The 24,785-nt window shown below is 74.3% G+C and carries 25 protein-coding genes; 15 read left to right on the top strand and 10 right to left on the bottom strand.

The annotated features are described in order from the left end of the window. Nucleotides 1-9: 9 nt before the first annotated feature. Complete coding sequence (locus tag HS99_RS07210; RefSeq protein WP_030554464.1) at nucleotides 10-435, top strand: hypothetical protein; 426 nt, start codon at nucleotides 10-12, stop codon at nucleotides 433-435. 12 nt (nucleotides 436-447) lie between these two features. On the opposite strand, the gene HS99_RS07215 is transcribed toward HS99_RS07210, so the two are convergent. The 3 genes from HS99_RS07215 to HS99_RS07225 form a co-directional block, all read right to left on the bottom strand. Next, on the bottom strand, nucleotides 448-1,125 hold the full coding sequence (locus HS99_RS07215; RefSeq protein ID WP_141763677.1) for a hypothetical protein: 678 nt from the start codon (nucleotides 1,123-1,125) through the stop codon (nucleotides 448-450). A gap of 149 nt (nucleotides 1,126-1,274) precedes the next feature. Continuing rightward, complete coding sequence (locus HS99_RS07220; protein ID WP_030554467.1) at nucleotides 1,275-1,520, bottom strand: hypothetical protein; 246 nt, start codon at nucleotides 1,518-1,520, stop codon at nucleotides 1,275-1,277. A 129-nt stretch (nucleotides 1,521-1,649) separates the two neighbouring features. Beyond that, entirely contained in the window at nucleotides 1,650-1,862 is a 213-nt protein-coding gene (locus tag HS99_RS07225; protein WP_030283211.1) for a hypothetical protein, read from the bottom strand. A gap of 149 nt (nucleotides 1,863-2,011) precedes the next feature. Between HS99_RS07225 and HS99_RS46360 the strand changes: the two genes are divergently transcribed. From HS99_RS46360 to HS99_RS07260, 7 genes are all read left to right on the top strand, one after another. Next, nucleotides 2,012-2,707, top strand: coding sequence for a GNAT family N-acetyltransferase (locus tag HS99_RS46360; protein WP_030283210.1), 696 nt, complete (start codon nucleotides 2,012-2,014; stop codon nucleotides 2,705-2,707). Between the two features lie 262 nt (nucleotides 2,708-2,969). Beyond that, nucleotides 2,970-4,232, top strand: a complete 1,263-nt coding sequence (locus tag HS99_RS07235) for a MurT ligase domain-containing protein (protein ID WP_030283208.1) — start codon at nucleotides 2,970-2,972, stop codon at nucleotides 4,230-4,232. Between the two features lie 46 nt (nucleotides 4,233-4,278). Further along, entirely contained in the window at nucleotides 4,279-5,007 is a 729-nt protein-coding gene (locus HS99_RS07240; protein ID WP_030283205.1) for a type 1 glutamine amidotransferase, read from the top strand. Between the two features lie 397 nt (nucleotides 5,008-5,404). After that, nucleotides 5,405-6,430: a 6-phosphofructokinase gene (locus HS99_RS07245; RefSeq protein WP_030283203.1), complete on the top strand. Its 1,026-nt coding sequence runs from the start codon at nucleotides 5,405-5,407 to the stop codon at nucleotides 6,428-6,430. Between the two features lie 148 nt (nucleotides 6,431-6,578). Next, nucleotides 6,579-6,773, top strand: a complete 195-nt coding sequence (locus HS99_RS07250; RefSeq protein WP_030283201.1) for a hypothetical protein — start codon at nucleotides 6,579-6,581, stop codon at nucleotides 6,771-6,773. Nucleotides 6,774-6,870: 97 nt separating this feature from the next. After that, nucleotides 6,871-8,634 (top strand): YcaO-like family protein, encoded by a 1,764-nt coding sequence (locus HS99_RS07255; RefSeq protein WP_030554470.1) that lies wholly within the window; start codon nucleotides 6,871-6,873, stop codon nucleotides 8,632-8,634. Between the two features lie 198 nt (nucleotides 8,635-8,832). Next, complete coding sequence (locus HS99_RS07260; RefSeq protein ID WP_030554472.1) at nucleotides 8,833-9,039, top strand: hypothetical protein; 207 nt, start codon at nucleotides 8,833-8,835, stop codon at nucleotides 9,037-9,039. 82 nt (nucleotides 9,040-9,121) lie between these two features. On the opposite strand, the gene HS99_RS07265 is transcribed toward HS99_RS07260, so the two are convergent. Next, on the bottom strand, nucleotides 9,122-12,082 hold the full coding sequence (locus HS99_RS07265) for an AfsR/SARP family transcriptional regulator (RefSeq protein WP_232543154.1): 2,961 nt from the start codon (nucleotides 12,080-12,082) through the stop codon (nucleotides 9,122-9,124). Nucleotides 12,083-12,238: 156 nt separating this feature from the next. Here HS99_RS07265 and HS99_RS07270 point away from each other — a divergent pair, with 156 nt between their 5' ends. Further along, entirely contained in the window at nucleotides 12,239-12,742 is a 504-nt protein-coding gene (locus HS99_RS07270) for a DinB family protein (protein ID WP_030554476.1), read from the top strand. 9 nt (nucleotides 12,743-12,751) lie between these two features. Here the strand turns inward: HS99_RS07270 and HS99_RS07275 are convergent, their stop codons facing one another. From HS99_RS07275 to HS99_RS07285, 3 genes are all read right to left on the bottom strand, one after another. Continuing rightward, nucleotides 12,752-13,654 carry a UTP--glucose-1-phosphate uridylyltransferase gene (locus tag HS99_RS07275; protein WP_030554479.1) on the bottom strand — a complete coding sequence of 301 codons (903 nt, stop codon included), beginning with the start codon at nucleotides 13,652-13,654 and terminating at the stop codon, nucleotides 12,752-12,754. Nucleotides 13,655-13,792: 138 nt separating this feature from the next. After that, on the bottom strand, nucleotides 13,793-14,536 hold the full coding sequence (locus HS99_RS07280; protein ID WP_030283188.1) for a 3-oxoacyl-ACP reductase family protein: 744 nt from the start codon (nucleotides 14,534-14,536) through the stop codon (nucleotides 13,793-13,795). Between the two features lie 70 nt (nucleotides 14,537-14,606). Next, nucleotides 14,607-16,145 (bottom strand): MFS transporter, encoded by a 1,539-nt coding sequence (locus tag HS99_RS07285; protein WP_046386992.1) that lies wholly within the window; start codon nucleotides 16,143-16,145, stop codon nucleotides 14,607-14,609. A 210-nt stretch (nucleotides 16,146-16,355) separates the two neighbouring features. Between HS99_RS07285 and HS99_RS07290 the strand changes: the two genes are divergently transcribed. Continuing rightward, nucleotides 16,356-16,727 (top strand): YciI family protein, encoded by a 372-nt coding sequence (locus HS99_RS07290; protein ID WP_030283185.1) that lies wholly within the window; start codon nucleotides 16,356-16,358, stop codon nucleotides 16,725-16,727. Next, entirely contained in the window at nucleotides 16,724-17,941 is a 1,218-nt protein-coding gene (locus tag HS99_RS07295) for an RNA polymerase sigma factor (protein WP_030554483.1), read from the top strand. Before HS99_RS07290 ends, HS99_RS07295 begins: the two co-directional genes overlap by 4 nt. A 100-nt stretch (nucleotides 17,942-18,041) precedes the next feature. Here HS99_RS07295 and HS99_RS07300 read toward each other — a convergent pair whose 3' ends face one another. Beyond that, nucleotides 18,042-18,926: an NAD-dependent epimerase/dehydratase family protein gene (locus tag HS99_RS07300; protein ID WP_107050789.1), complete on the bottom strand. Its 885-nt coding sequence runs from the start codon at nucleotides 18,924-18,926 to the stop codon at nucleotides 18,042-18,044. A gap of 97 nt (nucleotides 18,927-19,023) precedes the next feature. Here HS99_RS07300 and HS99_RS07305 point away from each other — a divergent pair, with 97 nt between their 5' ends. Then, nucleotides 19,024-20,040 carry a cytochrome c oxidase assembly protein gene (locus HS99_RS07305; RefSeq protein WP_078958700.1) on the top strand — a complete coding sequence of 339 codons (1,017 nt, stop codon included), beginning with the start codon at nucleotides 19,024-19,026 and terminating at the stop codon, nucleotides 20,038-20,040. 154 nt (nucleotides 20,041-20,194) lie between these two features. Next, the gene (locus tag HS99_RS07310; protein WP_050366399.1) at nucleotides 20,195-20,833 is read left to right on the top strand and encodes a YdcF family protein; all 639 of its coding nucleotides are present in this window, start codon (nucleotides 20,195-20,197) and stop codon (nucleotides 20,831-20,833) included. Nucleotides 20,834-20,959: 126 nt separating this feature from the next. Here HS99_RS07310 and HS99_RS07315 read toward each other — a convergent pair whose 3' ends face one another. After that, nucleotides 20,960-23,179 carry an NADP-dependent isocitrate dehydrogenase gene (locus tag HS99_RS07315; RefSeq protein ID WP_030554490.1) on the bottom strand — a complete coding sequence of 740 codons (2,220 nt, stop codon included), beginning with the start codon at nucleotides 23,177-23,179 and terminating at the stop codon, nucleotides 20,960-20,962. 403 nt (nucleotides 23,180-23,582) lie between these two features. On the opposite strand from HS99_RS07315, the gene HS99_RS07320 reads away from it, so the two are divergent. Together HS99_RS07320 and HS99_RS07325 are read left to right on the top strand one after the other, a co-directional pair. Next, entirely contained in the window at nucleotides 23,583-23,900 is a 318-nt protein-coding gene (locus tag HS99_RS07320) for an SAV_915 family protein (RefSeq protein WP_050366400.1), read from the top strand. Continuing rightward, entirely contained in the window at nucleotides 23,897-24,226 is a 330-nt protein-coding gene (locus tag HS99_RS07325; protein ID WP_033352980.1) for a hypothetical protein, read from the top strand. The genes HS99_RS07320 and HS99_RS07325 overlap by 4 nt, the downstream gene beginning before the upstream one ends. A 132-nt stretch (nucleotides 24,227-24,358) precedes the next feature. Here HS99_RS07325 and HS99_RS07330 read toward each other — a convergent pair whose 3' ends face one another. Beyond that, nucleotides 24,359-24,610, bottom strand: coding sequence for a hypothetical protein (locus HS99_RS07330; RefSeq protein ID WP_030287673.1), 252 nt, complete (start codon nucleotides 24,608-24,610; stop codon nucleotides 24,359-24,361). Nucleotides 24,611-24,785: the final 175 nt, after the last annotated feature.

The following is a 24,785-nucleotide window of genomic DNA, read 5'->3' on the forward strand; positions in this document are numbered from 1 at the left end:
GTGGAGGCCATGGAGCACTCGAAGACTTCCCTGCACCGCGCCCGCCGCTGGCGCCGCGACACCGTCGAGCTCGCCGCCGCCTTCCTCTCCGTCACCGCGGCCGACCTGATCGCGAAGGTCGTCCTCCACGGTTCCGACGGCCCGATCGTCCTCGCCACCTCCGCCCTCGCACTGCTCACCGCGGCCCTGCTGCACGCCTGGTGGTCCCCGCACGCCCCTCCCCCGACCGTCCTGTGGCGGGTGCGCACCACCGCGCTGGCGCACACCCACACCACGCTCGCCGACCACCAGATCACGCTGCTCTCGCTCCACCCCCACCCCACCACCGACGAACTCTTCCTCCGCACCCCGCACACCCTCACCCCCGCCGCCCTGAGCACCCTCCTCACCACGAGCGGCCACACCCTCCAGGACACCCCGACCCGGATCGCCTGACCGGAACGGGCCTCAGACCTCGACCTCGACGGCCGTGCGGATCTCCAGTGCGCGCTTGGCCAGGTCGTCCGGGCGGGTCTCGCCGGTCCCGTCGATGACGGCGCCGACGGTCGTGCCGTCCGCCCAGATGCAGATGGTCCGGGAGGTGGCGGAATCGCCCAGGACGGCGCAGTCGAGCGCGCCGCCGAGCGGGCCGGCCGGGTGGTCCTGGCGCTCCCGGATGGGCTCGTTGTCGGGCCAGCGGGAGACGTCGGAGCCCCAGCCCGCGCCGAACTGCCGGTCCAGTTCCCCGCGGGCGTCCGGGAAGCTCCCCGTCATCCCGGCCACCAGCAGGCTCCTCCGGCCCGAGCCGGCGGGGCCGTAGCCCGCCACGGACACGTCCCGGTAGGGCCTCAACGCGGTCAGGGCCCGGTGGAGGCGGGCGCGTTCGGTCGTGACCACCTTGTCGTCCGGCGTCCGCTCCTGGTCGCCGATCCGGTCCGCCAGGACGATCCGGTGCGAAGGTGGGGCCCCGGCACCGGTCACCGCGGCCACGGTCAGGGCCGCGAACAGGGCGACGACCACCCCGCCCGCGATCCAGGCCTTGCGGGGAACCGTGCGGTACCGGGGCAGCGGGGCCACCGGTTCCAGGGTGTTGGCCCAGATCGCCTGCAGGCCGGTGGGTCTCTCGGACGGCTGCTGGTTCTCCATGCCCGGCATGTCATCCCATTCGTGCAAACAAGCGTTCAACAGATCGCCGGATGACACGTCAGCACGCGAATGGTCCGCGCCGGTATTCAAAGCCGACGGACCGGCGGCGGGCGCCCCAGCACCCGCCGCCGGTCCGGTCGGTTTTCCGCTCAGCCCTTGGTCGCCGGCTGCACCGTGCACAGCGTGTTGCCCAGCATGGCGCCGAAGCCGCCGAGCAGCGAGTTGACCACGCTCCGGCAGGCGGCCGCCTCCTGCGGGGTCTTGGGGCCGTTGTTGCCGGTGTTGCTGGTGCTGTTGATGCTGGTGTTGGCGGCGGCCGACTGGGCGAGGGCGAGCGGCGCGGCCAATAGCAGGGCGCAACAGGCCGCGGCGAGGGCGGAGTTCTTCACGGACATCGGGGAGCCCCTTCGGATCGGGATGGGTTCGGTGGGGAAGCCGAGCCATCCCTATCCGAAGGGGCTCCCCGCGGTCACGGATCCTGGGCCATCCGTGAGTGTGTCCGGTCAAAAGTCGTCAATGCCCCGTCAGGTCGCCATCCGCGCCACCGCCCGTACGGCGGCGGCGCGGCCCAGCACCCCGTGCGGCTTCAGCACCCCGTAGTGGTCCCCGGCCAGGCGGCCGGTGCTGCCGAAGGTGTGGAGGACGTGGGCCGTCGAGGCCTCCCCGAAGGTGACGATCGCGGTGCCGGACGGGCCGGCGCGGCCGGCGGGTCGCGCAGGTGCCGGGCACGCCACCACCGTCGGCCGCCCGTTGTCCCGGCCGCATGAGGCACCGGTCCGGACCCGTGCCCGCGGGCGTCCCGGTGGGACACCCGCGCACCTGCGGGCATTCGTGCGTTCACGATCACGTAACCGGACGGAAGCGAGCCGTCGGTAGCGTCGGCCCCATGACGGCATCCCGCACTCGCCTCGAACGGCTCTGGCACCGGCCCTTCCACAGGTCGAAGCACAGGTGCGCGGTCCCCGGCGCCCAGGACACCCGGCTGCCCGGGCTCGCCGCCTCCCCGGCCCGGCCGACCCGTCCGCACCCGGTGCCGGCCGCCCGGGCCGGGGAGGCGGTGTCCCGGCTGTCCCTGCCGGACGGGACCGGGCTGGTGCTGCGCCCCGCCGGACCGGCCGACAAGGCGGCGGCCCTGGCGATGCACGGCCGCTGCTCCCCCGCCGCGCTGCGGCTGCGCTACCACGGGCCGGTCCGGGACGCCGCCCGCTACCTGGACCACCTGCTGGACCCGCGGCACGGCCGCAGCCTGGTCGCGGCCGCCCCGGACGGGCGGATCCTCGCACTCGGGCACCTGATGTGGGACGACGAGGAGGCGGAGCTGGCCGTGCTGGTCGAGGACGCCTGGCAGCGGCGCGGGCTGGGCCTGGCCCTGCTGCGGCGGCTGACCGCGGCCGCCAGGACGGCCGGGATCGGCACGGTGTACGCGGTGACCCAGGCCGCCAACACCGGGCTGATCGCCGCGATGCGCCGGCTGGCGGCGCCGCTGGACTTCCGCGCCGAGGACGGCACCCTGGTGATCACCGCCACCCTGGCCGCCGGAGCCGCTGCCGCCCCGGCGCCCGCACCCGCGCCGGGGCGCTGACCATTTTCTTCACCACATCCTCACCGGATGCCCGGGGAACCCGGGACCGGCGGCGGAGCGTCCCCGGGGAAACGAAGGTCCCTCCGTACACCGCCCTCCTTGACGGGCCGTCAGCGGCCCCCGGGGCCGCGTCGCAGCAGGCGGCGCGGGGTCCGGTTCGTCCGGTCGGGCGACGGAGTCGGTAGGCTGACCCCGTCCCCGCCGCCCGACGGCCCGTTATCCGGCCACCGGGCGGTGCCGCAGCAAGGAGGAACCACTGAGCATGGCAGGCACCGAATCGGAGCCCACAGGCGCACGCGACGCCTCGCTGCCGGCCCGCGCCAAGATCGCGGTCACGGCCGGCAAGGTCGCCGCCGCCGTGTCCCGTAAGGCCGGTCGCGGAAGCGGCTCGGTGATCGGCGGCAAGGTCGCCCTCAGGCTCGACCCCGATCTGCTCGCCACCCTCGCCGACCACCTCGACGTCGTCCTGGTCAGCGCCACCAACGGCAAGACCACCACCACCCGCCTGATCGCCGAGGCGCTGCGCGCCGCCGGCCCGGTGGTCTCCAACGCCCTGGGCGCCAACATGCCGGCCGGCATCACCTCCGCGCTGGCCGGTGGCACGGACGCCCGCTTCGGCGTGATCGAGGTCGACGAGAAGTACCTGGCGACGGTCGCGCGCGACACCCACCCCAAGGCGATCGCCCTGCTCAACCTCTCCCGCGACCAGCTCGACCGCGCCGCCGAGACCCGCATGATGGCGGAGAAGTGGCGCGAGGGCCTGCAGGACACCGAGGCCGTGGTCATCGCCAACGCCGACGACCCGCTGGTGACCTGGGCCGCCTCCTCCTGCAAGAAGGTCGTCTGGGTGGCCGCCGGACAGGCCTGGAAGGAGGACGCCTGGTCCTGCCCCGCCTGCGGCGGTGTGATGCAGCGCCCGGGCGACGACTGGTTCTGCCAGGAGTGCGGCTTCCGGCGCCCCAACCCGCACTGGGCGCTCCAGGGCACCCACGTGATCGACCCGCAGCGCGGCGCCTGGCCGATCCAGCTGCAGCTGCCCGGCCGGGCCAACCTGGCCAACGCCACCAGCTCGGCCGCCGTCGCCGCCGTGTTCGGCGTCTCCCCACAGGTCGCGCTGGAGCGGATGCGCTCGGTGAGCGCGGTGGCCGGCCGCTACGACGTGGTCCAGTACCAGGGCCGGGACATCCGACTGCTGCTCGCGAAGAACCCGGCCGGCTGGCTGGAGACCTTCTCGCTGATCGACGGCCCGCCGGCGCCGGTCCTGCTCTCGGTCAACGCCCTCGACGCCGACGGCACCGACACCTCCTGGCTGTGGGACGTCGACTACGAGCGCCTCGCCGGGCACCCGATCTTCGTGATGGGCCAGCGCAAGCTGGACCTGGCCGTCCGCCTGGAGGTCGCCGGGCTGCAGTTCCACGTGGTGGACACCCTGGAACAGGCCGTCCGGATGGCCCCGCCCGGCCGGATCGAGGCGATCGCCAACTACACCGCCTTCCAGCAGCTGCGGAAGGTCGTGGCCGGCTGATGCCGCGCCCGCACACCAGTCTTTTCGTGACGGAAGGCCTTCGAGGATGAGTGAGAGCAGCCTGCGCGTGGTCTGGGTCTACCCGGACCTGCTCAGCACCTACGGCGACCGGGGCAACGCCCTGGTCGTGGAGCGCCGGGCCCGCCAGCGCCACCTCAACGTGACCCGGATCGACGTCCGGTCCGACCAGGCGATCCCCACCAGCGGGGACATCTACCTGATCGGCGGCGGCGAGGACCGCCCGCAGCGGCTGGCCGCCGAGCGGCTGCGCGCCGACAGCGGCCTGGTGCGCGCCGCCGAGAACGGCGCGATCATCTTCGGCGTCTGCGCCGGTTTCCAGATCATGGGCCACGAGTTCGTCAACGACCTCGGCGAGCGCGAGCAGGGCCTGGGCCTGCTGGACGTCTGGACCACCCGCGGCGAGGGCGCCCGCTGCGTCGGCGACGTGCTGGCCGACATCGACCCGCGACTCGGCCTGCCGCAGCTGACGGGCTTCGAGAACCACCAGGGCGTCACCCACCTCGGCCAGGGCGTCCAGCCGTTCGCGACCGTCACCGTCGGCCGGGGCAACGGCACCGGCGACGGCACCGAGGGCGCCTGGCGGGACACCGTCTTCGGCACCTACATGCACGGCCCGGTGCTGGCCCGCAACCCCGCCGTCGCCGACATGCTGATCCGGCTGGCGCTGGACGTCAACGCCCTGCCGCCGGCCGACACCACCTGGTACGACGCACTGCGCGCCGAGCGCATCGCCGCCACGACGCGCCCCGCGTAGTACCGGGCAGTAGTACTCAGTAGTACCCAACGACGCACCCCACGTCGTACGTCCGGACGCCCGCCAGGGTGCCCGCGATGCGGTCACCCGGCCCGCGGGCGGCCCCGGACGTACGACAATGGGGCTGCCGGCTGCACACCCTCCTCGGCAGCAGGCTGCAATTCCGCGCGGGGGCGCCGACGGCGCCGCTCCCGCGTCGGCTCCTGCCCGGCCGGACCAGGGGCCGTATGCTCGACTTCACGGCCGTTCCCGGACCTCCTGTCCGGACCGGCCGGTCCTTCACCCCGCGGCCACCTCCCCGCCATCCCGGTGCGGGAGCGCCTCGTCACGGTGTCGGCTCGTCGTCCCAGCCTGTAGTCCGGCCGTTCCTCGGTTCTGCTCGGGAGTTGCAAAGCTAATGCGTATCGGAGTGCTGACCAGCGGCGGTGACTGCCCCGGCCTGAACGCGGTGATCCGTTCCGTGGTGCACCGTGGGGTGGTCGACCACGGCGACGAGATCATCGGGTTCGAGGACGGTTGGCGCGGTTTCCTGGAAGGGCACCACCGCCCCCTGACCCTGGACTCGGTGAGCGGCATCCTCGCCCAGGGCGGCACCATCCTCGGTTCCTCCCGGGTGCAGCCGAGCCACCTGCGGGACGGCGTCGAGCGGGCCAGGCAGTACTGCTCGGACCTCGGCCTGGACGCGGTGATCCCGATCGGCGGCGAGGGCACCCTGAAGGCCGCCAAGCTGATGAGCGACGCGGGCCTGCCGATCGTCGGCGTGCCGAAGACCATCGACAACGACATCGCCGCCACCGACGTGACCTTCGGCTTCGACACCGCCGTGTCCGTCGCCACCGAGGCCCTGGACCGGCTGAAGACCACCGCCGAGTCCCACCAGCGGGTGATGGTCGTCGAGGTCATGGGCCGGCACACCGGCTGGATCGCGCTGAACGCGGGCATGGCGGCCGGTGCCCACGCCATCGTCGTCCCGGAGCGCCCGTTCCACATCGAGAAGCTCACCGCCGTCGTCCGCGAGCGCTTCGACCGGCAGAAGAAGTTCGCCATCGTGGTCTGCGCCGAGGGTGCCAAGCCCGAGCCCGGCACCATGCACTGGGAGGAGGGCACCAAGGACATCTACGGCCACGAGCGCTTCACCGGCATCGCCACCCAGCTCTCCCGCGAGCTCGAGCACCGCCTCGGCAAGGAGGCCCGCCCGGTCATCCTCGGCCACACCCAGCGCGGCGGCACCCCGACCGCCTACGACCGGGTGCTCGCCACCCGCTTCGGCTGGCACGCCGTCGAGGCCGTCCACAAGGGCGCCTTCGGGCACATCACCGCGCTGCAGGGCACCAAGATCAACCTGGTGCCGCTGGCCGAGGCGGTCGCCGAGCTGAAGACCGTCCCGCAGGAGCGCTACCAGGAGGCCGAGACGGTCCTCTGACCGCCTCCACACCCGTGCGGGAGCCCCCGGTCGCCCGGCCGGGGGCTCCGGCACACCCGGCGGGCGGTGCCCCGCACCCGCCGGTTAGCGTGGGCCGGGGCGCGTCCGCCCCGCCCCGGGAGCCCACCCACCGGAGGGACGACGGCCCGTGGAGACCCTGGCCTACGGAGTGCAGGCCGACGAACGGCCACTGCTGGAACGGGCCTTCGCGGGCCGGCACGGGCTGCGCTGCCTGGACGTCACCCGCACCGCCGTCGGCCAGATCATCGACGCCACCGCCCGCAACATCGACGACTTCGCCGCCGGCCGGCGCAGCGAGAACACCCTGGGGCCGAAGGACTGAGCGGACCCGGTACCCGGGCTGCGTATATCGGCTGTAGATCAGTGCCTGTGAAGGTCTTCCTGTCGGACCCGACGGACCCAGGAGGACGACCCTCACCATGGACTCCCAGCTGCTCCCGCTCGCCCCGGACCCCCGTGAGGACCTGCCGCACGGCCTCGGCGAGCGCGAACTCCGCCAGTACGCACCGGAGATCGCGCTCCTGCGCCACGCACTGGACTCCCCCGAGCACCGCTTCCAGCGCTACCGCGACACCCGGGTGCGGCTGCTCGCCGACGAACCGCTGCGAGCGGAAGTGCTGCGGGCACTGCTGCGGACGGGCTGCCGGGACATCGAGGTGGTCGCCGAGCCGGCCCGGTTCGGCGAGTTGAGCCGGGCCGCGGAGCAGGAGCGCCGGGACCCGGACCAGTGGGTGCACCTGACGGACGGGGCCGACGCTCCGGACGTCCCGGGAGTGCCGCGCACCGGGGCCGTGCTGGAGGTCCGCACGGTGCGCGGGAACTTCGAGACCGCGCGCCGCGCCCTGATCGCGACCGCGCAGCACTGCGCCGCCGCCGGCCTGACGCCCGCCCAGCTGCTGGTGGGCGACGACGAGGTCTGGTTCGGCCCCACCGCGGCACGGGCCGCCGCCGCCGGCTGGCTCCGGCTGCTGCCGCCCAGCGGCGGGACCCGGCAGACGCCGCTGGACGGCGCCGTCCCCGGCCTGCTCGCCCACCGGCTGGTCCTCAGCCTGTTCCTCGCCCTGACCGGCCTGGACGAGCTGCCGCCCGCGCCCGGGTCCCCCGCCGACCCCGTACTGACCCGTACCGACCTGCGCACCCTCGCCGGATCCCGCCACCCGGCCCTGCCCCACCCGGCGGCCGCCACCGCCGGACTCCGTGCCGCGGGCACGGAGCAGGCGACGCCCCCGACGCCCTCCGACGAATCCGGTGCGGAGCTCCTCGCCCGCACGGCACGCGTCGTGGACGCCCGGACCGGCCTGCTCGGCGCGGTCGACGAGGCCGACTTCAGCCAGTCCCCGCTCCGGGTCTGCCGCGCCGTCCCGCACGGCTACCGGGGCGGACCGCTGGACGCCCCGGCCATCGGCTCGGGCCTGGAACGGGAAGAGGCCCGGCTCGCGGCCGTACTGGCCGGCCTGGCGGCCTACGCGGCGGACGCCGCCGCCTGCCGGACGGCCGACGAGGGCCTGGCCGCCGTCGAGGGCGTGGACCTGGCCGACGGACGGCCCGTCCTGATCCCGGCGTCCGCGGCGTTCCCGGAGCGCGCCCCCGGGACGCGGCTGCGCGGCGCGGCTGGCGGCCGGTCCCCCGAGGAGGCGCACTGGCACGGCCTCGCCGACCAGGTCGAGGCGCTGCTCGCCCTGCCCGCCCACCCGGCCGGGCGGATCACCGCGCTGGACCCGGCGGACTTCACCGCCGACCCCCGCACCGCGCAGCTGCTGCGGCTGCTCGAAGCGGACGGCGAGCCCGCGCTGTACGACCTCACGACGGTGACCGGCGTGCCGGCCTGCGCCACCCGGCTCGGACCCGCCGGGCAGGACCCCCGCGCCGAGACCGTCGCCGCCGCCGGACGCGACCTGGCCGAGGCGGTCGCCCGCGCGGCCGAACGCGCGGTGCTGGCCCGGCAGTGCAGGACGGAGGGCCGGCCCGCGTACCGGCCCGAGACGGTTCCGGGGATCACCGCGCTCGCGCCCGTGGCCGCCGCCGCGCAGCGGTCGGACGCTCCGGGCACCGACCTGGCCGCCCTGGCCGCCGCCCTGCGGGCCACCACCGGCCTGCGGGCCGTCGCCGTCCCGCTGGACCGCGATCCGCTGGCGACCGCGGTCCTGCCCGGCCTCACCCGGGTGGTGCTGCTCCCTGACTGACCTCGGGAGACCCGCACGGCGGACGGGCTGACCGGCCTGGGCGCTCTGCACGTCGGCCCCCAGGCCCGGACCGGTGCCCGGCTTCCGGTGCGGCGGTGAACGCCGGAACCGAAGGCGTTGATCTTTCGTCAATCGGTGACTGAGAAGCTCAGCGAGTCGCACACACCGTGCGCCTCCCGACCGACCAGGAGCCTTCCGATGAACCTCGTTCCGTCCGCCGCCAAGCGCACCGCAGCCCTCCTGCTGGGCCTCGCCGCCGGTGCCGCCCTGCTCACCGCCACGACCGCTGCGGCCGCCCCCGCCCCGGCGACCACCAACCAGGCCGGCGGCCCGCACACCAAGCCGACCCCCGAGGAGTGGAACACCATCGCCTCCGTGGTGGTGCCGCCCCGCCAGCAGGCCTGATCCGGCCGGCCGCAGCGCGAGCGGCGGAGTGACCGGGAATCCCCCGGGCCTGCGCCGCCCGCCCTGACGGCGCCTCCGACGCTCAGTCCCCGGACCGCACCCGGTCACGGAACTCCCGCAGCTCCGCCGCCTCCGGCAGCCCCAGCGAGCTCAGCAGCTCGTACGCCCGGGCCGCGTGCTCCGCGGCCGCCGCCCGGTCGCCGAGCTCGGCCTCGGTCCGGGCCAGCACCTCCAGGGCGTACGCCCGGTCGCGTTCGCCGTCCCGCGCGGTCTCCAGGTGGGCCACCGCCGACCGGGCCTGAGCCAACGCCTCGTCCAGCCGCCCGACCGCACGCAGGGTGTCGGCGCGCCGGTAGCGGGTCATCGCCTCCTGGCGGGGCAGCCGGGCTGTCCGGCACAGTTCCAGGCACTCGCCGTAGGTGGCCAACGCCTCCTCGTGGCGGCCGAGTTCGTGCAGCGCCCGGCCGCGGATCCCGAGCGCGTGGGCTGCCCCGTGGCTGTCCGGGGCGTCCCGCAGGGCGCGCAGTTCCTCGTCGCAGATCGCCACCGCCTCCGCGGCGTCGCCGTTGCGCAGTCGGGCGAGGGCGGCGTTCAGGGCGGTGGCGAGCGCGCCGGAGCGGTGGCCGAGGTGCCGGGCCAGGACGAGGGCCTGGTCGAAGCTGCGCACCGCGTCGGCGTGTCGCTGCTGGAACAGCGCGATCACGCCCAGGTCGTTGCAGGTCTGGCGGAGGATCACGGTGTCGTCGGCACGCCGGCACGCCTCCGCGGCCCGGGTGGTGTGCTCGCGGGCCTCGTCGAGCCGGGTGGCCTGGAGGGCGACGTTGCCGCAGACGAAGCGGGCCCGGCCGGCCGCCCGGTCGTCGCCCGCCAGTTCCGCGGCCTCGGCCACCTCACGGGCGACCGAGGCGAGCCGGGCGGACGGGACGTCCCGTCCGAAGGCGCTGCACGCGACCAGCAGGTCCGCGGCGGCGCCCAGCAGGGCGGGATCGGCGGCGGACCGCAGCGCGACCCCGATGGTGTGGGCGATCCCGTCGAACTCCCGCACCAGCCAGGCCCTGGCCTCGGGCAGGTCGGCGAACCGTGAGGCGTGCTCGACGGCGAAGGTGGTGCCGGCGGGGTCCCCCGGCACCGCCCACTGGAAGGCCGCGACGGCACCGGACAGCAGGAAGCGGAGCAGCCGGGCGGCCACCGGCGGCCGCCCGCGGTCGACCAGCCGCTGCTCGGCGTAGTTGCGCAGCAGTTCGTGGTAGCGGTACCGGCCGGGCCGCGGCGACTCCAGCAGGGCCGCGTCCACCAGGGACTCCAGCACCTCCTCGGCGTCCTCCCGGCCCAGGCCGAGCGCGGCCGCCGCCGCGTCCAGCGCGATCGTGGGCCAGGTGAAGGGCGCGAGGGTGCGGAAGGCGTACGCCTGGACGCCGTTCAACTGCCGGTAGCCGTGCTCGAACACGGTGGTCACGGCCAGGTTGCCGGCCCGCAGCCGGTCGATCCGGTGGCGCTCGTCGGTGAGCGCGGCGACCAGCCGGGCCAGTGCCCAGCGCGGCCGGGCCGCCAGTCGGGCGGCGACGATCCGTACGGCCAGCGGCAGCCCGCCGCAGAGCTCGACCAGCTCCACGGCCGCGGCGGGCTCGTCGGCCACCCTGGCCCCGCCGACGACCTGCCGCAGCAGCTCGAGCGCCTCGTCGGCGGCGAAGACCTCGAGGTCGACGTGGGCGCGGGCGGAAAGCCCGGGCAGCCGGGTGCGGCCGGTGAGGATCACCCCGCAGTCGGCGGAGCCCGGCAGCAGCGGCCGCAGCTGCTCGTGGTCCCGGGCGTCGTCGAGCAGGAGCAGCACCCGGCGGCCGTCGAGCAGACTGCGCAGCAGCCGGGAGCGGTCCTCGACGGCGCGCGGCAGATCGGCGGCGGCGACGCCGAGTGCGCCGAGGAAACTGCCCAGGACGGCGCCGGCGTCGGCCGGTTCCCCGCTGCTGCCGCGCAGGTCGGCGTGGAGCTGGCCGTCGGGGTAGCGGTCCCGGATCCGGTGGGCGACCCGGACGGCCAGCGTGCTCTTGCCGATGCCGCCCATGCCGCTGATCGAGACCACCGCGAGGGCGGACCGGTCGGCCCCGGCCAGGGCCTCGGCCAGTTCCCGGACGGCCTCCGCGCGGCCGCTGAAGTCCGATATGTCCGGCGGCAGTTGGGCCGGCCGGACGCTGCCGTCCGACGCCGTGGACGAAGCGGCGGACAGGGCCGCGGAGGGGCCGGCGGCGACCGGGGCCAGCAGCGCCGGGTCACCCACGAGGATCCGGCCGTGCAGCTCGGACAGCTCCGGGCCGGGGGCCAGCCCCAGCTCCTCGTCCAGCGTCCGCCGTGCGCGGGCGAAGACGGCGAGCGCGTCGGCCTGTCGTCCGGCGGCGTACAGGGCCTGCATCAGGAAGCCGTAGGACCGCTCGCGCAGCGGGTGCTCCCGGACGAACGCGGTGAGGTCGGACACCAGCACGTGGTGCCGGCCGCGCGCGAGGTCGACGGCGAAACACTGCTCCGCCAGCGTCACCCGCAGCTCGGCGAGGCGGGAGCGCTCGGTCTCGGCGAGCGGCCCGGGCAGGCCGGCCAGCGGCTCGCCCTGCCAGAGCGACAGCGCGTCGGCGAGCAGCCCGGCGCACTCCTCCTGCCTCCCCTGCCGCCAGGCCCGGGCGGCGGCGGCACCCAGCCGTTCGGCCCGGTGGGCGTCCACGGACTCGGGCGGCACGGACAACCGGTAGCCGTCGCCGATCGAGGCGAGCAGCTGCACCGCGGGCTCGGTGCCCTCCGGGGCGGGCAGCCGCTGGCGGATCCGCCAGGCGTAGGTGCGCAGGATCGTCACGGCGGACGAGGGCGGCTCCTCGCCCCACAGCGCATCGATGAGTTCGCACAGCGTGACGGCGCGGCCGGCCCGCAGCAACAGCGCGGCCAGCATGGCCTGTTGCTGCGGCGGGCCGGGCGCAACGGCCCGCCCCTCGTTCTCGATGCCGAGCGGCCCGAGGAGGCTGAACCGCAACCGCTGCGCCCCGCACTCCTGCTGTACCACGTCCGCTCCCCTCCGGCCCCCCGGCAAAGTTCGTCCACCCTACACACAGCGGAGCGGTCTGCCAGGAGTGCCACGAGCTGGCCGGACCACGTCCGACCGGCGCGAACGCGGACCACCGGCGGTGTCGGCGGCCCTTCAGTCTGCTAGCGTCCGGACATGGTCAAGATCGTGCCGTTCACCGGCGGTGAGAAGGAAAGCCTGCACGCGGCGCTGGACCGGCACCGCGACGTGGTGCTGTGGAAGCTCCGGGGCCTGGACGACGAGCAGCTGCGCCGACCGATGACGCCCTCGGGGACGAACCTGTTGGGCCTGGTCAAGCACCTCGGCGGCGCCGAACTCGGCTGGTTCCGGGAGACCTTCGGCCTGGAGACCGGCCCGCTGCCGTTCGACGTCGACGCCGACGACAGCTCCGACATGCGGATCGAGCCGCACGAGTCGACCGCAGACGTGCTGGCCTTCTACGCCCGCGCCCGGGCGGCCGCCGACGAGGCGATCGGCCGGCTGGAGCTGGACTCCCTGGGCACCTCCTGGTCGGGCCGGACGGTCTCACTGCGCTGGGTGCTCATCCACATGACCACCGAGACCGCCCGGCACGCCGGGCACATGGACATCCTGCGCGAGCTCACCGACGGCGCGACCGGGGACCACGACCGCGGCTGAGCCGCCGACTCACTCCACCGGCGCGAGCTCGCCCGCCAGTTGGCGCAGCTCGTGCCCGAACTCGGGGTTGGCCAGCGCCGCGGCGAACTGGGCGCGCAGGTAGGCGGCCGGGTTGCCGGTGTCGTACCAGGTGCCGGCGATGACCTGCCCGTAGACGGCGCGGCGGGCCGCGTAGGCGTTGATGGCGTCGGTCAGGTAGACCTCGTCCTCCGGCTTCTCGAGCCAGCGGCGGGTGAGCTCGCGGAGTTCGTCGACGATGCCGGGGGTGATGACGTACCCGCCGATGGCGGCGTACCCGGACGGGGCGTCGGCCGGCTTGGGCTTCTCGACCAGGCCGGTGATCCGCAGAGAGCCGCCGCCGAGGTCCTCCTTCACCACCGGCACGCCGTAGCGGTAGGAGTCCTCGGGGGCCATCGGCATCAGCGCCAGCACCGGCGCGTTGGTCTGCTCGTACGCCCTGATCAGCTGCTGCGCGCGGGGCACCTCGGCGACGAAGACATCGTCCGGCCACAGCACCAGGCAGGGCTCGTCCCCGAAGTGCCGGGCGGCGTTGAGCACGGGGGTGCCGTTGCCGTACGGGCCGTGCTGGTAGAGGTAGCTGATGTGCCCCTTGCGGGACAGCTCCCCGACCTCCTCGACGGCGTCCGCGAACGCCGCCTTGCCGTCCCGGCGCAACTGGTCGACCAGCACCGGGTTGGGGCGGAAGTGCTCCTGGATCAGGCCCTTGTCGCCGTTGACGACGATGGTGATGTCCGTGATGCCGCTCTCGATCAGCTCGCGCACGGTGTGCTCGATCACCGGCTTGTCACCGACCGGCAGCATCTCCTTCGGGGTGGCCTTGGTCAGCGGCAGCAGGCGGGAGCCGAGTCCGGCGGCGGGGATGACGGCTCGGCGGATCGTCCTGGGGGCCATGTGATGTTCTCTCATGTCGACTGCAGTGCGTCGCAGTTGAGCGGCGCCAGGACCGACGCTACCAAGGATGACGGCGTGATCACCCGCCGCACGCGCGGGGCGGCGGCCCCGACCACCGCCCCCGCACCGGCCGTTCGCTCAGGCCGTGTAGCCGCCGTCCACCGCGAGGGCGGTACCGGTGACGTAGCGCCCGCCGGGGCCGGCCAGGAAGGCGACGGCAGCGGCGATGTCCTCGGCCTCGCCGAAGCGGTCCAGCGCGGTCAGCGAGCGCTGGAAGGCGGCGGAGTCACCGTCGGCCGGGTTCATGTCGGTGTCGATCGGGCCCGGGTCGACGACGGTGGCCGTGATCCCGCGCGGGCCGAGCTCCCGGGCCAGGCCCTTGGTCAGCCCGACGAGCGCGGTCTTGGCCGTCGCCTGGAGGACGAAGTTCGCGCCGGGGACCCGCCCGTTGAAGCAGGAGCCGATGCTGATGATCCGCCCGCCCTCGCCCATGTGCCGGGCGGCGGCCTGGGCGGCCAGGAAAACCGAGCGGACGTCCACGGCGAGCACCCGGTCCAGTTCCTCGACCGACACCTCGTCGAGCGGGCCGTAGGTGAGGAAGCCCGCGTTGTTCACCAGGACGTCGATCCCGCCCAGTTGCCGGACCGTCTCCTCCACCGCACGCGTCGCGGCCTCCGGTTCGACCAGGTCGGCGCGGATCGCCACCGCCCGGCCGCCCGCCGCCTCGATCTCCTTGACGACCGTCCGGGCCTGTTCCTCGGCCCGGACGTAGGTGAGCGCCACCGCCGCCCCCTCGGCCGCCAGCCGCTTGGCCACCGCCGCGCCGATCCCCCGGCTGCCGCCGGTCACCAGGGCCGCCTTGCCGGTCAGCTCGTTGCTCATCGTTCTTCCCCCTTGAGTGGATGCTGCGTTCGTCGCGCCCCGAAGGTAGGGCCTGACACAGGTGTCAGGTTCAAGCCCGCTCGTACGCGGGCGCCTCCTCCTGCCCCTCCACCGTGTCCGCCGTCGTGTCCGCCATCGGCTCCTCCGTCGGCGCGGGGCCCTTCGCCGGGCGCATCACCAGGGTCAGCGCGGCCAGGGCGGCGAACAGCGCGGCCGCGATCAGCCCGTTGACGTGCAGTGCCGCCGTGAACGCCGAGCGCGCGCCGTGCAGCAGCTCGGCGCCCTGCCCGGCGGGCAGGTGCCGGGCCGCCTCGACCGCGGCCGCCAGCGAGTCGGAGCCGCCGCCGGTACGGCCGCGGTAGACCGCCGCCGCGACGGTACCGAGCAGGGCGAAGCCGAGCGAGCCACCGAAGTAGTTGCCGGTCTCCGACATCGAGGCCGCCGAGCCCGCCCGCTCCGGCGGCACCGAACCGAGGACCAGTCCGGTGCCCAGCGCGAACAGCGGCCCGGTGCCCAGCGCCAGCACCGCGATGCCGGTCATCACCAGCGGCAGCGAGCCCTCGTCCTGGCCCGCGGCGACCAGCAGCAGGGCACCCAGCGCGGACAGCGCCAGCCCGCCCGCGATCGCGGTGGCCCGCTCCACCCGGCCGGTCAGCCGCGGCGCGGCCATGGTGCCGACCGCCACCGCCAGGCCCATCGGGGCGAACAGGACGGCGGAGGCGAACGGCGAGTGGCCCAGCACGCTCTGCAGGTACTGGGTCACCAGCAGGCCGGTGCCCGCCATCGCGGCCCCGGCCAGCACCAGCGAGACCAGTACGGCCGTGAGCGGACGGCTGCGCAGCAGGCGCAGGTCCAACAGCGGCCGCTCCGAGCGCAGTTGCCGCCGAACGAAGACGTACCCGACGCCGGTGCCCGCCAGCAGGGCCGCCACCGGGACCAGCGGCGCGCCCCCGACCGGCAACTGCTTGATGCCGTACAGCACCAGTAGCACCGCCACCAGCGACAGCCCGACCCCGGCCGGGTCCAGCCGCCCGGCCGTCCCGCCGCGGAACTCCGGCAGCACGGCGGGCCCGGCCGCCAGCAGCAGCGCCATGGCCGGGACGGCGGCCAGGAACACCGACCCCCACCAGAAGTGCTGGAGCAGGAGCCCGGCCAGCACCGGCCCCAGCGCCCCGCCCGCGAACTGGCAGGTCGCCCAGACGGCGACGGCCCGGCCGCGCTCGCGCTCGTCCCGGAACATGTTGGTGATCAACGCGAGCGTGGACGGCGCCAGCGTCGCCCCGGCGACGCCCAGCAGGGCCCGCACGACGATCAGCATCAGCGGGTCGACCGCGAAGGCGGCGACCACCGACAGCACCCCGAAGGCCGCCGCGCCGCCGAGCAGGAGGCGCCGGCGGCCGATCCGGTCGCCCAGCGTGCCCATGGTGATGACCAGCCCGGCCACCATCAGCCCGTAGCCGTCGCTGATCCACAGCTGTTGGACGCCGGAGGCGCCCAGGTCGGCGCTCAGCCTCGGGAGGGCGAGCAGCAGCGCCGTCATGTCCATCGCGACCAGCAGGGTCGGCAGCATCAGCAGGGCCAGTCCCAGCCGTGCCCGGTTCACTCTCATCCCGGCGACTCCTCCGCCTCGGAAACGTTCCGCCGGGCGGTCGGAGCGGCCGCCGGATTCTTGACACCGGGTCCTCGGCGGCGGTGAACGGTGCGACGGGAGGGAAGTCGTGGGAGATTTCTCCGGCGGGGATGTCAAGACGTCGGCGCCGGCTCCGACCGTACGGTCGAGGGGCCCGACCGGGGCCCGACCACGGACGAGGAGTACGCCATGAAGTTCCTGATCAGCCTGCACATCAACCCCGCCGTGCTGGACGCGCTGACCGACGACGAGAAGGCGGCGATCGGCGCCGGGCACGGCAAGTTCATCGAGGCGCTGAAGTCCTCCGGCGAACTGATCGTCACCCAGGCGCTGGTCGACCCGTCCCAGGCCGCCGTCGTCACGGTGCGCGACGGCCAGCCGGCGGTCACCGACGGCCCCTTCCTGGAGGCCAAGGAGTTCCTGGGCGGCTTCTACCTGGTCGACTGCGAGGACAAGGAGCGGGCGATCGAGCTCGCCGCGCAGATCCCGGACGCCGCGATCGAGGGGCTGGGCGTCGAGGTGCGCCAGGTGATGTTCTCCGACGGACACTTGGAGGCATGACAGCACCGGACTTCGAGGACCTGCTGCGCGACCTCACGCCGCAGGTCCTCGGCACCTTGGTACGACGGCACGGCCGCTTCGAGGGCTGCGAGGACGCCGTGCAGGAGGCCGTCCTGGCCGCGAGCGTGCAGTGGCCCGAGGAAGGCGTGCCGGACAACCCGCGCGGCTGGCTGGTCACGGTCGCCGCCCGGCGGCTGGTCGACCAGATCCGCAGGGACCACGCCCGCCGCGAGCGCGAGACCGCGACCACGGCCGCCGAGGTGGTGCCCGAGGAGGTGCCGGACACCGACGACACCCTGCTGCTGCTCTTCCTCTGCTGCCATCCGTCGCTCACCGCCGCCTCCCAGACCGCGCTCACCCTGCGCGCGGTCGGCGGGCTGACCACGGCCGAGATCGCCCGGGCCTTCCTGGTGCCGGAGGCCACCATGGCGGCCCGGATCAGCCGGGCCAAACAGCGGATCCGGGCGGCCGGCAGCTCCTTCGCCCTGCCCGAGGGCGCCGAGCGGGAGGAGCGGCTGCGGGTCGTCCTGCACGTGCTCTACCTGATCTTCAACGAGGGCTACACCGCCTCCTCGGGCAGCGAACTGCACCGCGCCGATCTCGCCCAGGAGGCGATCCGGCTGGCCCGGATGGTGCACGCCCAGCTGCCCGAGGACGGCGAGGTGACCGGTCTGCTCTCCCTGATGCTGCTCACCCACGCCCGCCGGGCGGCCCGGACGACGGCAGCGGGCGACCTGGTGCCACTGGCCGAACAGGACCGCAGCACCTGGGAGCGCGACCTGCTCGACGAGGGCACCGCGCTGGCCAAGGCCGCCCTGGCCGGCCCCGAGCTGGGCCCGTACCAGCTCCAGGCCGCCATCGCCGCCACCCACGCCGACGCCGCCACCGCCGAGGAGACCGACTGGGCGCAGGTGCACGCCCTCTACCTGATCCTGGAACGGATCGCCCCCAACCCGATGGTCACCCTCAACCGGGCCGTCGCCCTCGCCGAGCGGGACGGCCCGAAGGCCGGGCTCGCCCTGCTCGCCACCCTGGACGGGGACCAGCGGATGGCCGGCCACCACCGGCTGCTCTCCGTCCGGGCGCACCTGCTGGAACGGTCCGGCGACCGGGCGGGCGCGTACGACCACTACCGCCGTGCGGCGAAGGCCACGGCGAGCCTGGCGGAACAGCGGTTCCTGGAGGCGCGGGCCCGACGACTGCGGGCGCAGTAACCACGGCCGCAGTAACTACGCGCACAGTAACGACAGCTGCAGTAACTACAGGCGTAGTAACGACAGGTGTCGTCACTACAGACGTAGTCGAACCCTCCGCTCATCCCAGTCCGAGGGCCGCCCGGTACCAGGGCGCCGCCCCCGCCAGACGGGCCAGCGGCCCCGGGCCGGGCGGGCAGGCGGCCAGCCGCCAGACGTCGTCGCTGCGGTACCAGTGGTCCCGGGCGATCATCGCCAACTGACGCTCGGAGACCGTCCCCGGCCTCGCCGCGAGCAGTCGGCGGCACTCCTCCCAGGACAGCGCCGGGCCGTCCAGGGCGGGCAGCAGGCCGAGCCCGGCCAGCGCGTCGAGCAGGTCACCGCTGCGGACCGGCTCCGGGTGGGCCGCGTGGTGGACGCCCGCCACCGGCGCCGGCGCGTCCAGGGCGAGCGCGGTGATCAGCCGGGCCAGGTCCGTGCGGTCCACCAGGGAGATCCGTACGTCGCCGCCCGCCCAGCGGCCCGGCACCCGCCGCGCCAGCTCGGCCAGGCCGGGCACCACCCAGCGGTCGCCCGTCCCGGTGACCAGCGCGGGCCGCAGCACCACGGCACCCGCCGCCAGGGCGTGGCCCTCGCCGAGCAGCCTGGTGCGGCTGGCCTCGGACAGCGGCGCGGCGAGCACCTCGTCGACGCCGACGCCCGTGTGCGGGCCCTCGCCGTACACCGCCGTCGTCGACAGGTGGACGATCCGGTCGGTCCCGGCCCGGGCGGCCGCCGCCATCACCGCCACCGTCCCCCGGTCGTTGACGGCCGCGCACTCCTCGGCGCCACCGCCGACCAGGGAGGCGAGGTGGAGCAGCGCTCCGGCGCCCGAGCAGAGCTCGGTCAGCGCCGACCGTGGCGCCCACGCCGGGGAGCCGCTCGCACGGAGCCCGCACCGAGTCCGGACGGGGCCGGTACGGGGCCCGTACAGAGGGGGCGGCGGTACGGCCGAGGTAAGGCCCACCTAGGCTGTATGCCAAGCAAAACGGGCGAACCGGACCCCCAGCGGGGACCACGAGGACGGAAAGCGGGACCCGCCGATGGGCGACGGAATGTCAGGAATGCACCACCACGGCGGGATGACCCGACTAGACCCGTTCAGCCTCTCCCACGCGTGGACCTGGTCCCCGGACTGGGTGTTCCTGCTCGGCGGCCTGGTCGCCCTGGCGCTGTACCTGGTCGGTGTGGTCCGGCTGTACCGGCGCGGCGACCGCTGGCCGGTCGGCCGGGTCGTCGGCTGGGTCGCGGGCGTCGCCAGCATGCTGCTGGTCACCTGCAGCGGCCTGAACGACTACGGCATGGTGCTGTTCAGCGCCCACATGATCCAGCACATGGTGCTGTCCATGCTGACGCCGATCCTGCTGCTGCTCGGCGCCCCGATCACGCTCGCGCTGCGGGCCCTGCGCCCGGCGGGCAAGGGGCGGCCGCGCGGGCCGCGCGAGCTGCTGGTGGCGCTGCTGCACAGCCGGTACGTCCGGGTGGTCTCGCACCCGGCGTTCACCATCCCGCTGTTCATCGCGAGCCTGTACGGGGTCTACTTCACCCCGGTGTTCGACGTCCTGATGCAGTACCGCCTCGGGCACATCTTCATGATGGTCCACTTCCTCATGACCGGTCTGGCCTTCTTCTGGCCGATCATGGGCGTGGACCCGGGCCCGCACCGCCCCGGGCACGTGATGCGGATCATCGAGCTGTTCATGGGGATGCCGTTCCACGCCTTCTTCGGCGTGGCGGTGATGATGGCCAGCCACCCGCTGGTCTCCACCTTCACCGTCCAGAGCGCACCGCCCGGGACGGACCTGCTGGAGGACCAGAAGCTGGCCGGCGGCATCACCTGGGCGTTCGGGGAGATCCCGACCGCGATCGTGCTGATCGCGCTGGTCTACCAGTGGATGGGCTCCGAGCGGCGGCAGGCCCGCCGCCGCGACCGCGCCGAGGAGCGCAGCGGCGACGCCGAGCTGGAGGCGTACAACGCCTACCTGGCCTCGCTTCACAAGGGCGGCGGACGACGCCCGGCGACCCCCGCCGCGCCCACCGCCCCGGCCGCCCCCGCGACCCCGGCGGCCGACGCCGGCTGAGCCCCGCCCCCGCGCCCGAAGCGCCCCGGAACATCCGCCCCCGGAACCCCGGCCCCCGCTGGAGCCCACGTCCTCCCCCCGAGGACGTGGGCTCCGTCATACCGCCCTCCCCCGCGTTCCGGAACGGTGTTCCCACCGGCCGCGTTCGACGGGTATGCCCGCCCTGTTCCCGCCCGCCGTCCTGCTCGGCGGGTACGTCCTGCTCTGGCTGCTCGGCTTCCTCGCCTGCGCGCTGCACCAGAGCCGCCGCCCGGTGGCCGTCGGCGCCGACTACCTGGTGGTCCTGGGCGCCGCGCTGGACGGCTGCGAGCCGGCGCCGATCCTGGCGGCCCGGCTGGACGCCGCGCTGGAGCACCTCGCCGCCGAGGAGGCCGCCGGGCACGCCGCGCTGCTGCTGGTGACCGGCGGCAAGGGCCCGCACGAGGAGTGCACCGAGGCCGGCGCGATGGCCCGCTACCTGATCGCCCGGGGCGTCCCGGCCGAGCGGATCCGGCGCGAGGAGCGGGCCGTGAACACCGCCGAGAACCTGCGCTTCAGCGCCGCCCTGATGGCCGCCGAGCGCCCCGGCTACCGCTGCACCGTCGTCACCAGCGGCTTCCACACCGTCCGCTCCGCCCTGGCCGCCCGCCGGGCCGGCGCCCCCGGCCGGGTGCTCGGCGCGGACGGGCCGCTCGCGCACGGCCCGTACCAGCTGCTGCGCGAGGCGGTCGGCACGGCCCTCGCGGTGCCGCGCGTCAACGGCGCCGCACTCCTGTTGCTGACCGGCACCGGGGTGGTGCTGGGACTGGCCTGAACGGGCCGCTGGATCATGGCGCCCGGTCCGTCGGCATGAGGACGGAGACCGGGCGCACACGCGGGGAGGCCCCCGGGTCCGCCGCAGCGGACCCGGGGGCCTCCCGGTGCTTCAACCCGCCCGGTGTCAGGCCAGGTTGGCGATCGCCTCGTTGAAGGTCTTCGACGGGCGCATCACGGCCGCGGCCTTGACCGGGTCCGGCTGGTAGTAGCCACCGAGGTCGACGGCCGAGCCCTGGACGGCGATCAGCTCGTCCACGATGGTCTTCTCCTGCTCGGTCAGCGCCTTGGCCAGGCCGTCGAAGGCCTGGGCCAGCTCGGCGTCGGCGGTCTGCTTGGCCAGCTCCTGGGCCCAGTACATGGCCAGGTAGAAGTGGCTGCCGCGGTTGTCGATGCCGCCGAGGCGACGGCTCGGCGACTTGTCCTCGTTGAGGAAGGTGCCGGTGGCGCGGTCCAGGGTGTCGGCCAGCACCTTGGCGCGGGCGTTGCCGGTGGTGGTGGCCAGGTGCTCGAAGCTGGCGGCCAGCGCGAAGAACTCGCCCAGGCTGTCCCAGCGCAGGTAGTTCTCCTTGACGAGCTGCTGGACGTGCTTCGGGGCGGAGCCACCGGCGCCGGTCTCGAACAGGCCGCCGCCGGCCATCAGCGGGACGACCGACAGCATCTTGGCGCTGGTGCCCAGCTCCAGGATCGGGAACAGGTCGGTCAGGTAGTCGCGCAGCACGTTACCGGTCACCGAGATGGTGTTCTCGCCGCGACGGATGCGCTCCAGCGAGAACTTGGTGGCCTCGACCGGGGACTTGATCTCGATCTGCAGGCCGGTCGTGTCGTGCTGCGGGAGGTAGGTCTTGACCTTCTCGATCAGCACGGCGTCGTGGGCGCGGTTCTCGTCCAGCCAGAACACCGCCGGGTCGCCGGTGGCGCGGGCGCGGGTGACGGCCAGCTTGACCCAGTCCTGGATCGGCAGGTCCTTGGTCTGGCAGGCGCGGAAGATGTCGCCCGGCTGAACGGCCTGCTCCAGCACCACGTTGCCCTCGGCGTCGACCAGGCGGACGGTGCCGGCCGCCTCGATCTCGAAGGTCTTGTCGTGGGAGCCGTATTCCTCGGCCTTCTGGGCCATCAGGCCGACGTTCGGGACCGAGCCGATGGTGGCTGGGTCCAGGGCGCCGTTGGCGCGGCAGTCGTCGATGACGGCCTGGTACACGCCGGAGTAGCTGTGGTCCGGCAGGACGGCGAGGGTGTCGGCCTCCTGGCCGTCCGGGCCCCACATGTGGCCGGAGGTGCGGATCATGGCCGGCATCGAGGCGTCGACGATGACGTCGCTCGGCACGTGCAGGTTGGTGATGCCCTTGTCGGAGTCGACCATGGCCAGCGCCGGGCCCTCGGCCAGCTCGGCGTCGAAGGAAGCCTTGATCTCGGCGCCGTTCGGCAGCTTGTCGAGGCCGGCCAGGATGCCGCCGAGGCCGTTGTTCGGGTTCAGACCGGCGGCGGCCAGCGCCTCGCCGTACGCGGCGAAGGTCTTCGGGAAGAAGGCGCGGACGACGTGGCCGAAGATGATCGGGTCCGAGACCTTCATCATGGTGGCCTTGAGGTGCACCGAGAACAGCACGCCCTCGGCCTTGGCACGGGCGACCTGGGCGGCCAGGAACTCGTTCAGGGCGGCGGCGCGCATCACCGAGGCGTCGACGACCTCGCCGGCCAGCACCGGGACCTTCTCGCGCAGCACGGTGGCGGTGCCGTCCTCGCCGACCAGCTCGATGCGCAGGGCGCCGTCGGCGGCGATCACCGTGGACTTCTCGGTGCTCGCGAAGTCGTTCTCGCCCATGGTGGCGACGTTGGTCTTGGACTCGGCGGTCCAGGCACCCATGCGGTGCGGGTGGGTCTTGGCGTAGTTCTTGACCGACAGCGGGGCGCGGCGGTCCGAGTTGCCCTCGCGCAGGACCGGGTTGACGGCGCTGCCCTTGATCTTGTCGTAGCGGGCGCGGACGTCCTTGTCCTCGTCGGTCCGCGGGTCGTCCGGGTAGTCCGGCAGGGCGTAGCCCTGGCCCTGCAGCTCCGCGATGGCGGCCTTCAGCTGCGGCACGGAGGCCGAGATGTTCGGCAGCTTGATGATGTTGGCGCTCGGGGTCTTGGCGAGCTCACCCAGCTCTGCCAGGGCGTCACCGATCCGCTGGGCCTCGGTCAGACGCTCCGGGAAGCTGGCGATGATCCGCCCGGCCAGGGAGATGTCACGGGTCTCCACCCGCACACCCGCCGTCGAGGCGTACGCCTGGACCACCGGCAGGAACGAGTAGGTCGCCAGGGCCGGAGCCTCGTCGGTGTGCGTATAGATGATGGTCGAGTCAGTCATCGGTACTCCGCTTCACGTCTCCAACGTCTTGACGTCAAGATATCTCGTTCTGGGCCCCTCGCTCCACCTCCCCCCGCCCCGGAGCGTGCGCCGGCCGGATCCGGAGGCGCCGGGAGGGCCGACTCCACCGTGGTCCGCAACCGCCCCGGCGGCAAGCGGAGGGCTCCTGCACCGTCCCGATCAGGCGGCGGTCGGTCGGAGTTCCGGAACCCGTCGGGCAGTGTTCGGGCGGCCGCGAGACAGGCGTAGTCCAATCGAATGAGTCGGGTGTCAGGAGTGCGTCAATGCACCACCCCATTCGGTCAACGCCGCGTCAGGACCGGCGACGCGCGGCCCGACCCGACCTAGCGTCGGGACAGAGCAGCATCCGGCAGCCACCACCACCCCACCCGGGAGCATCCGCATGGCCCGCGTCGTCTGGCACGTTCCGGTCACCACCAACGCCACCGGAAGCACCACCGCCCTCCGCCTCTTCCGCACCCGCGACGGCCGCCGCTGCGCGGTGGGGTTCAGCAGCCCCGAGGCCCTCGCCGCGCTCCTCGGACCGGAGCAGGCCTACACCGAACTCGGCGAGCCCGCCCTGCGCACCCTCACCAGCCCGCTCGGCGTCGACACCCTCGTCCTCGACCCCCGCCTGGTCGCCCCGCCCGTCCCCACCCCCGCCGCGGCACCCGCCGCAGCGCCCGCCCCGACCTCGGCCACCCAGCTCCAGCACCGGTGACCGCCCCCCTCCACCTCGTCCCGGACGGCTTCACCCCCGCCCCGGGACGACCCGAGCAGGCCCGGGCCCTGCACGCCATCGCCCGGATCAGCCATGGACCCGTCCCGCTCGACTTCGACCGCCTCGCGGCGGAGTTCCCCGCCGTACAGAGCGGCCTCGCCCTCGCCGGCGAGGCCGACCTGGAACTCCGCCTCGCCTGCACCGGCCCGGAAGAACTACGGGCCGTCTCCGCCGCCCTGCACCGCGCGGGCGCCACCAAGGTCCGCATCGACCTGGTCCTGCGCACCCTGACCCCTACCCCAGTCACCCTGCGACCAGTGCCCTGACCCCCGCCCGGCCCGGCGCCCCGGACGCGCCGGGCCTGGGCGGCTCCCACCACACCCCGCTCATCCGGTCCGCGGCTCTCCATCGCCGGACGGCGAGTCCCGGCACCGCCACTGGCCGACTCTCGTTGCGCCTCACTCGAAACCGGGGCGCGGGTTCGGATTGACCGCCTGGCCGTCGATCTCCGCGCCCCAGGCGTCCTTCCCGCTCGCGTCCACGCAGTAGCCGCTGCCCTCTACGTGCCCGCCTGCGGCCCGACAGGTGTCGGCGGTGACATCGCGCCGGCCGCTCGCCGCCGCATGCGCGGCCGGCACCGCGGCGCCCACGGCGAGGAGGACGGCGGTCGCGGTCGTGACGGCCACCCGGGCCGCGCGTGAGGTCTTCATGCCGCCACGACAGCACGGTGGCTCGCATCCGGCGACCTCAGCTCGCCCGCCCGGGTGCTCGCCCCGGCACACCACGCCGGTCCGGCGACGGGAGACCGGGCCCGGTAAGCCGGGACGACGATTGCGGAGAGGTCGGGCCCGGAAGGTCGGAAGGGCCGGACCCCGGGGACCGCCG

This window comes from Kitasatospora aureofaciens, assembly GCF_001188955.3.
Lineage (GTDB): Bacteria > Actinomycetota > Actinomycetes > Streptomycetales > Streptomycetaceae > Kitasatospora > Kitasatospora aureofaciens.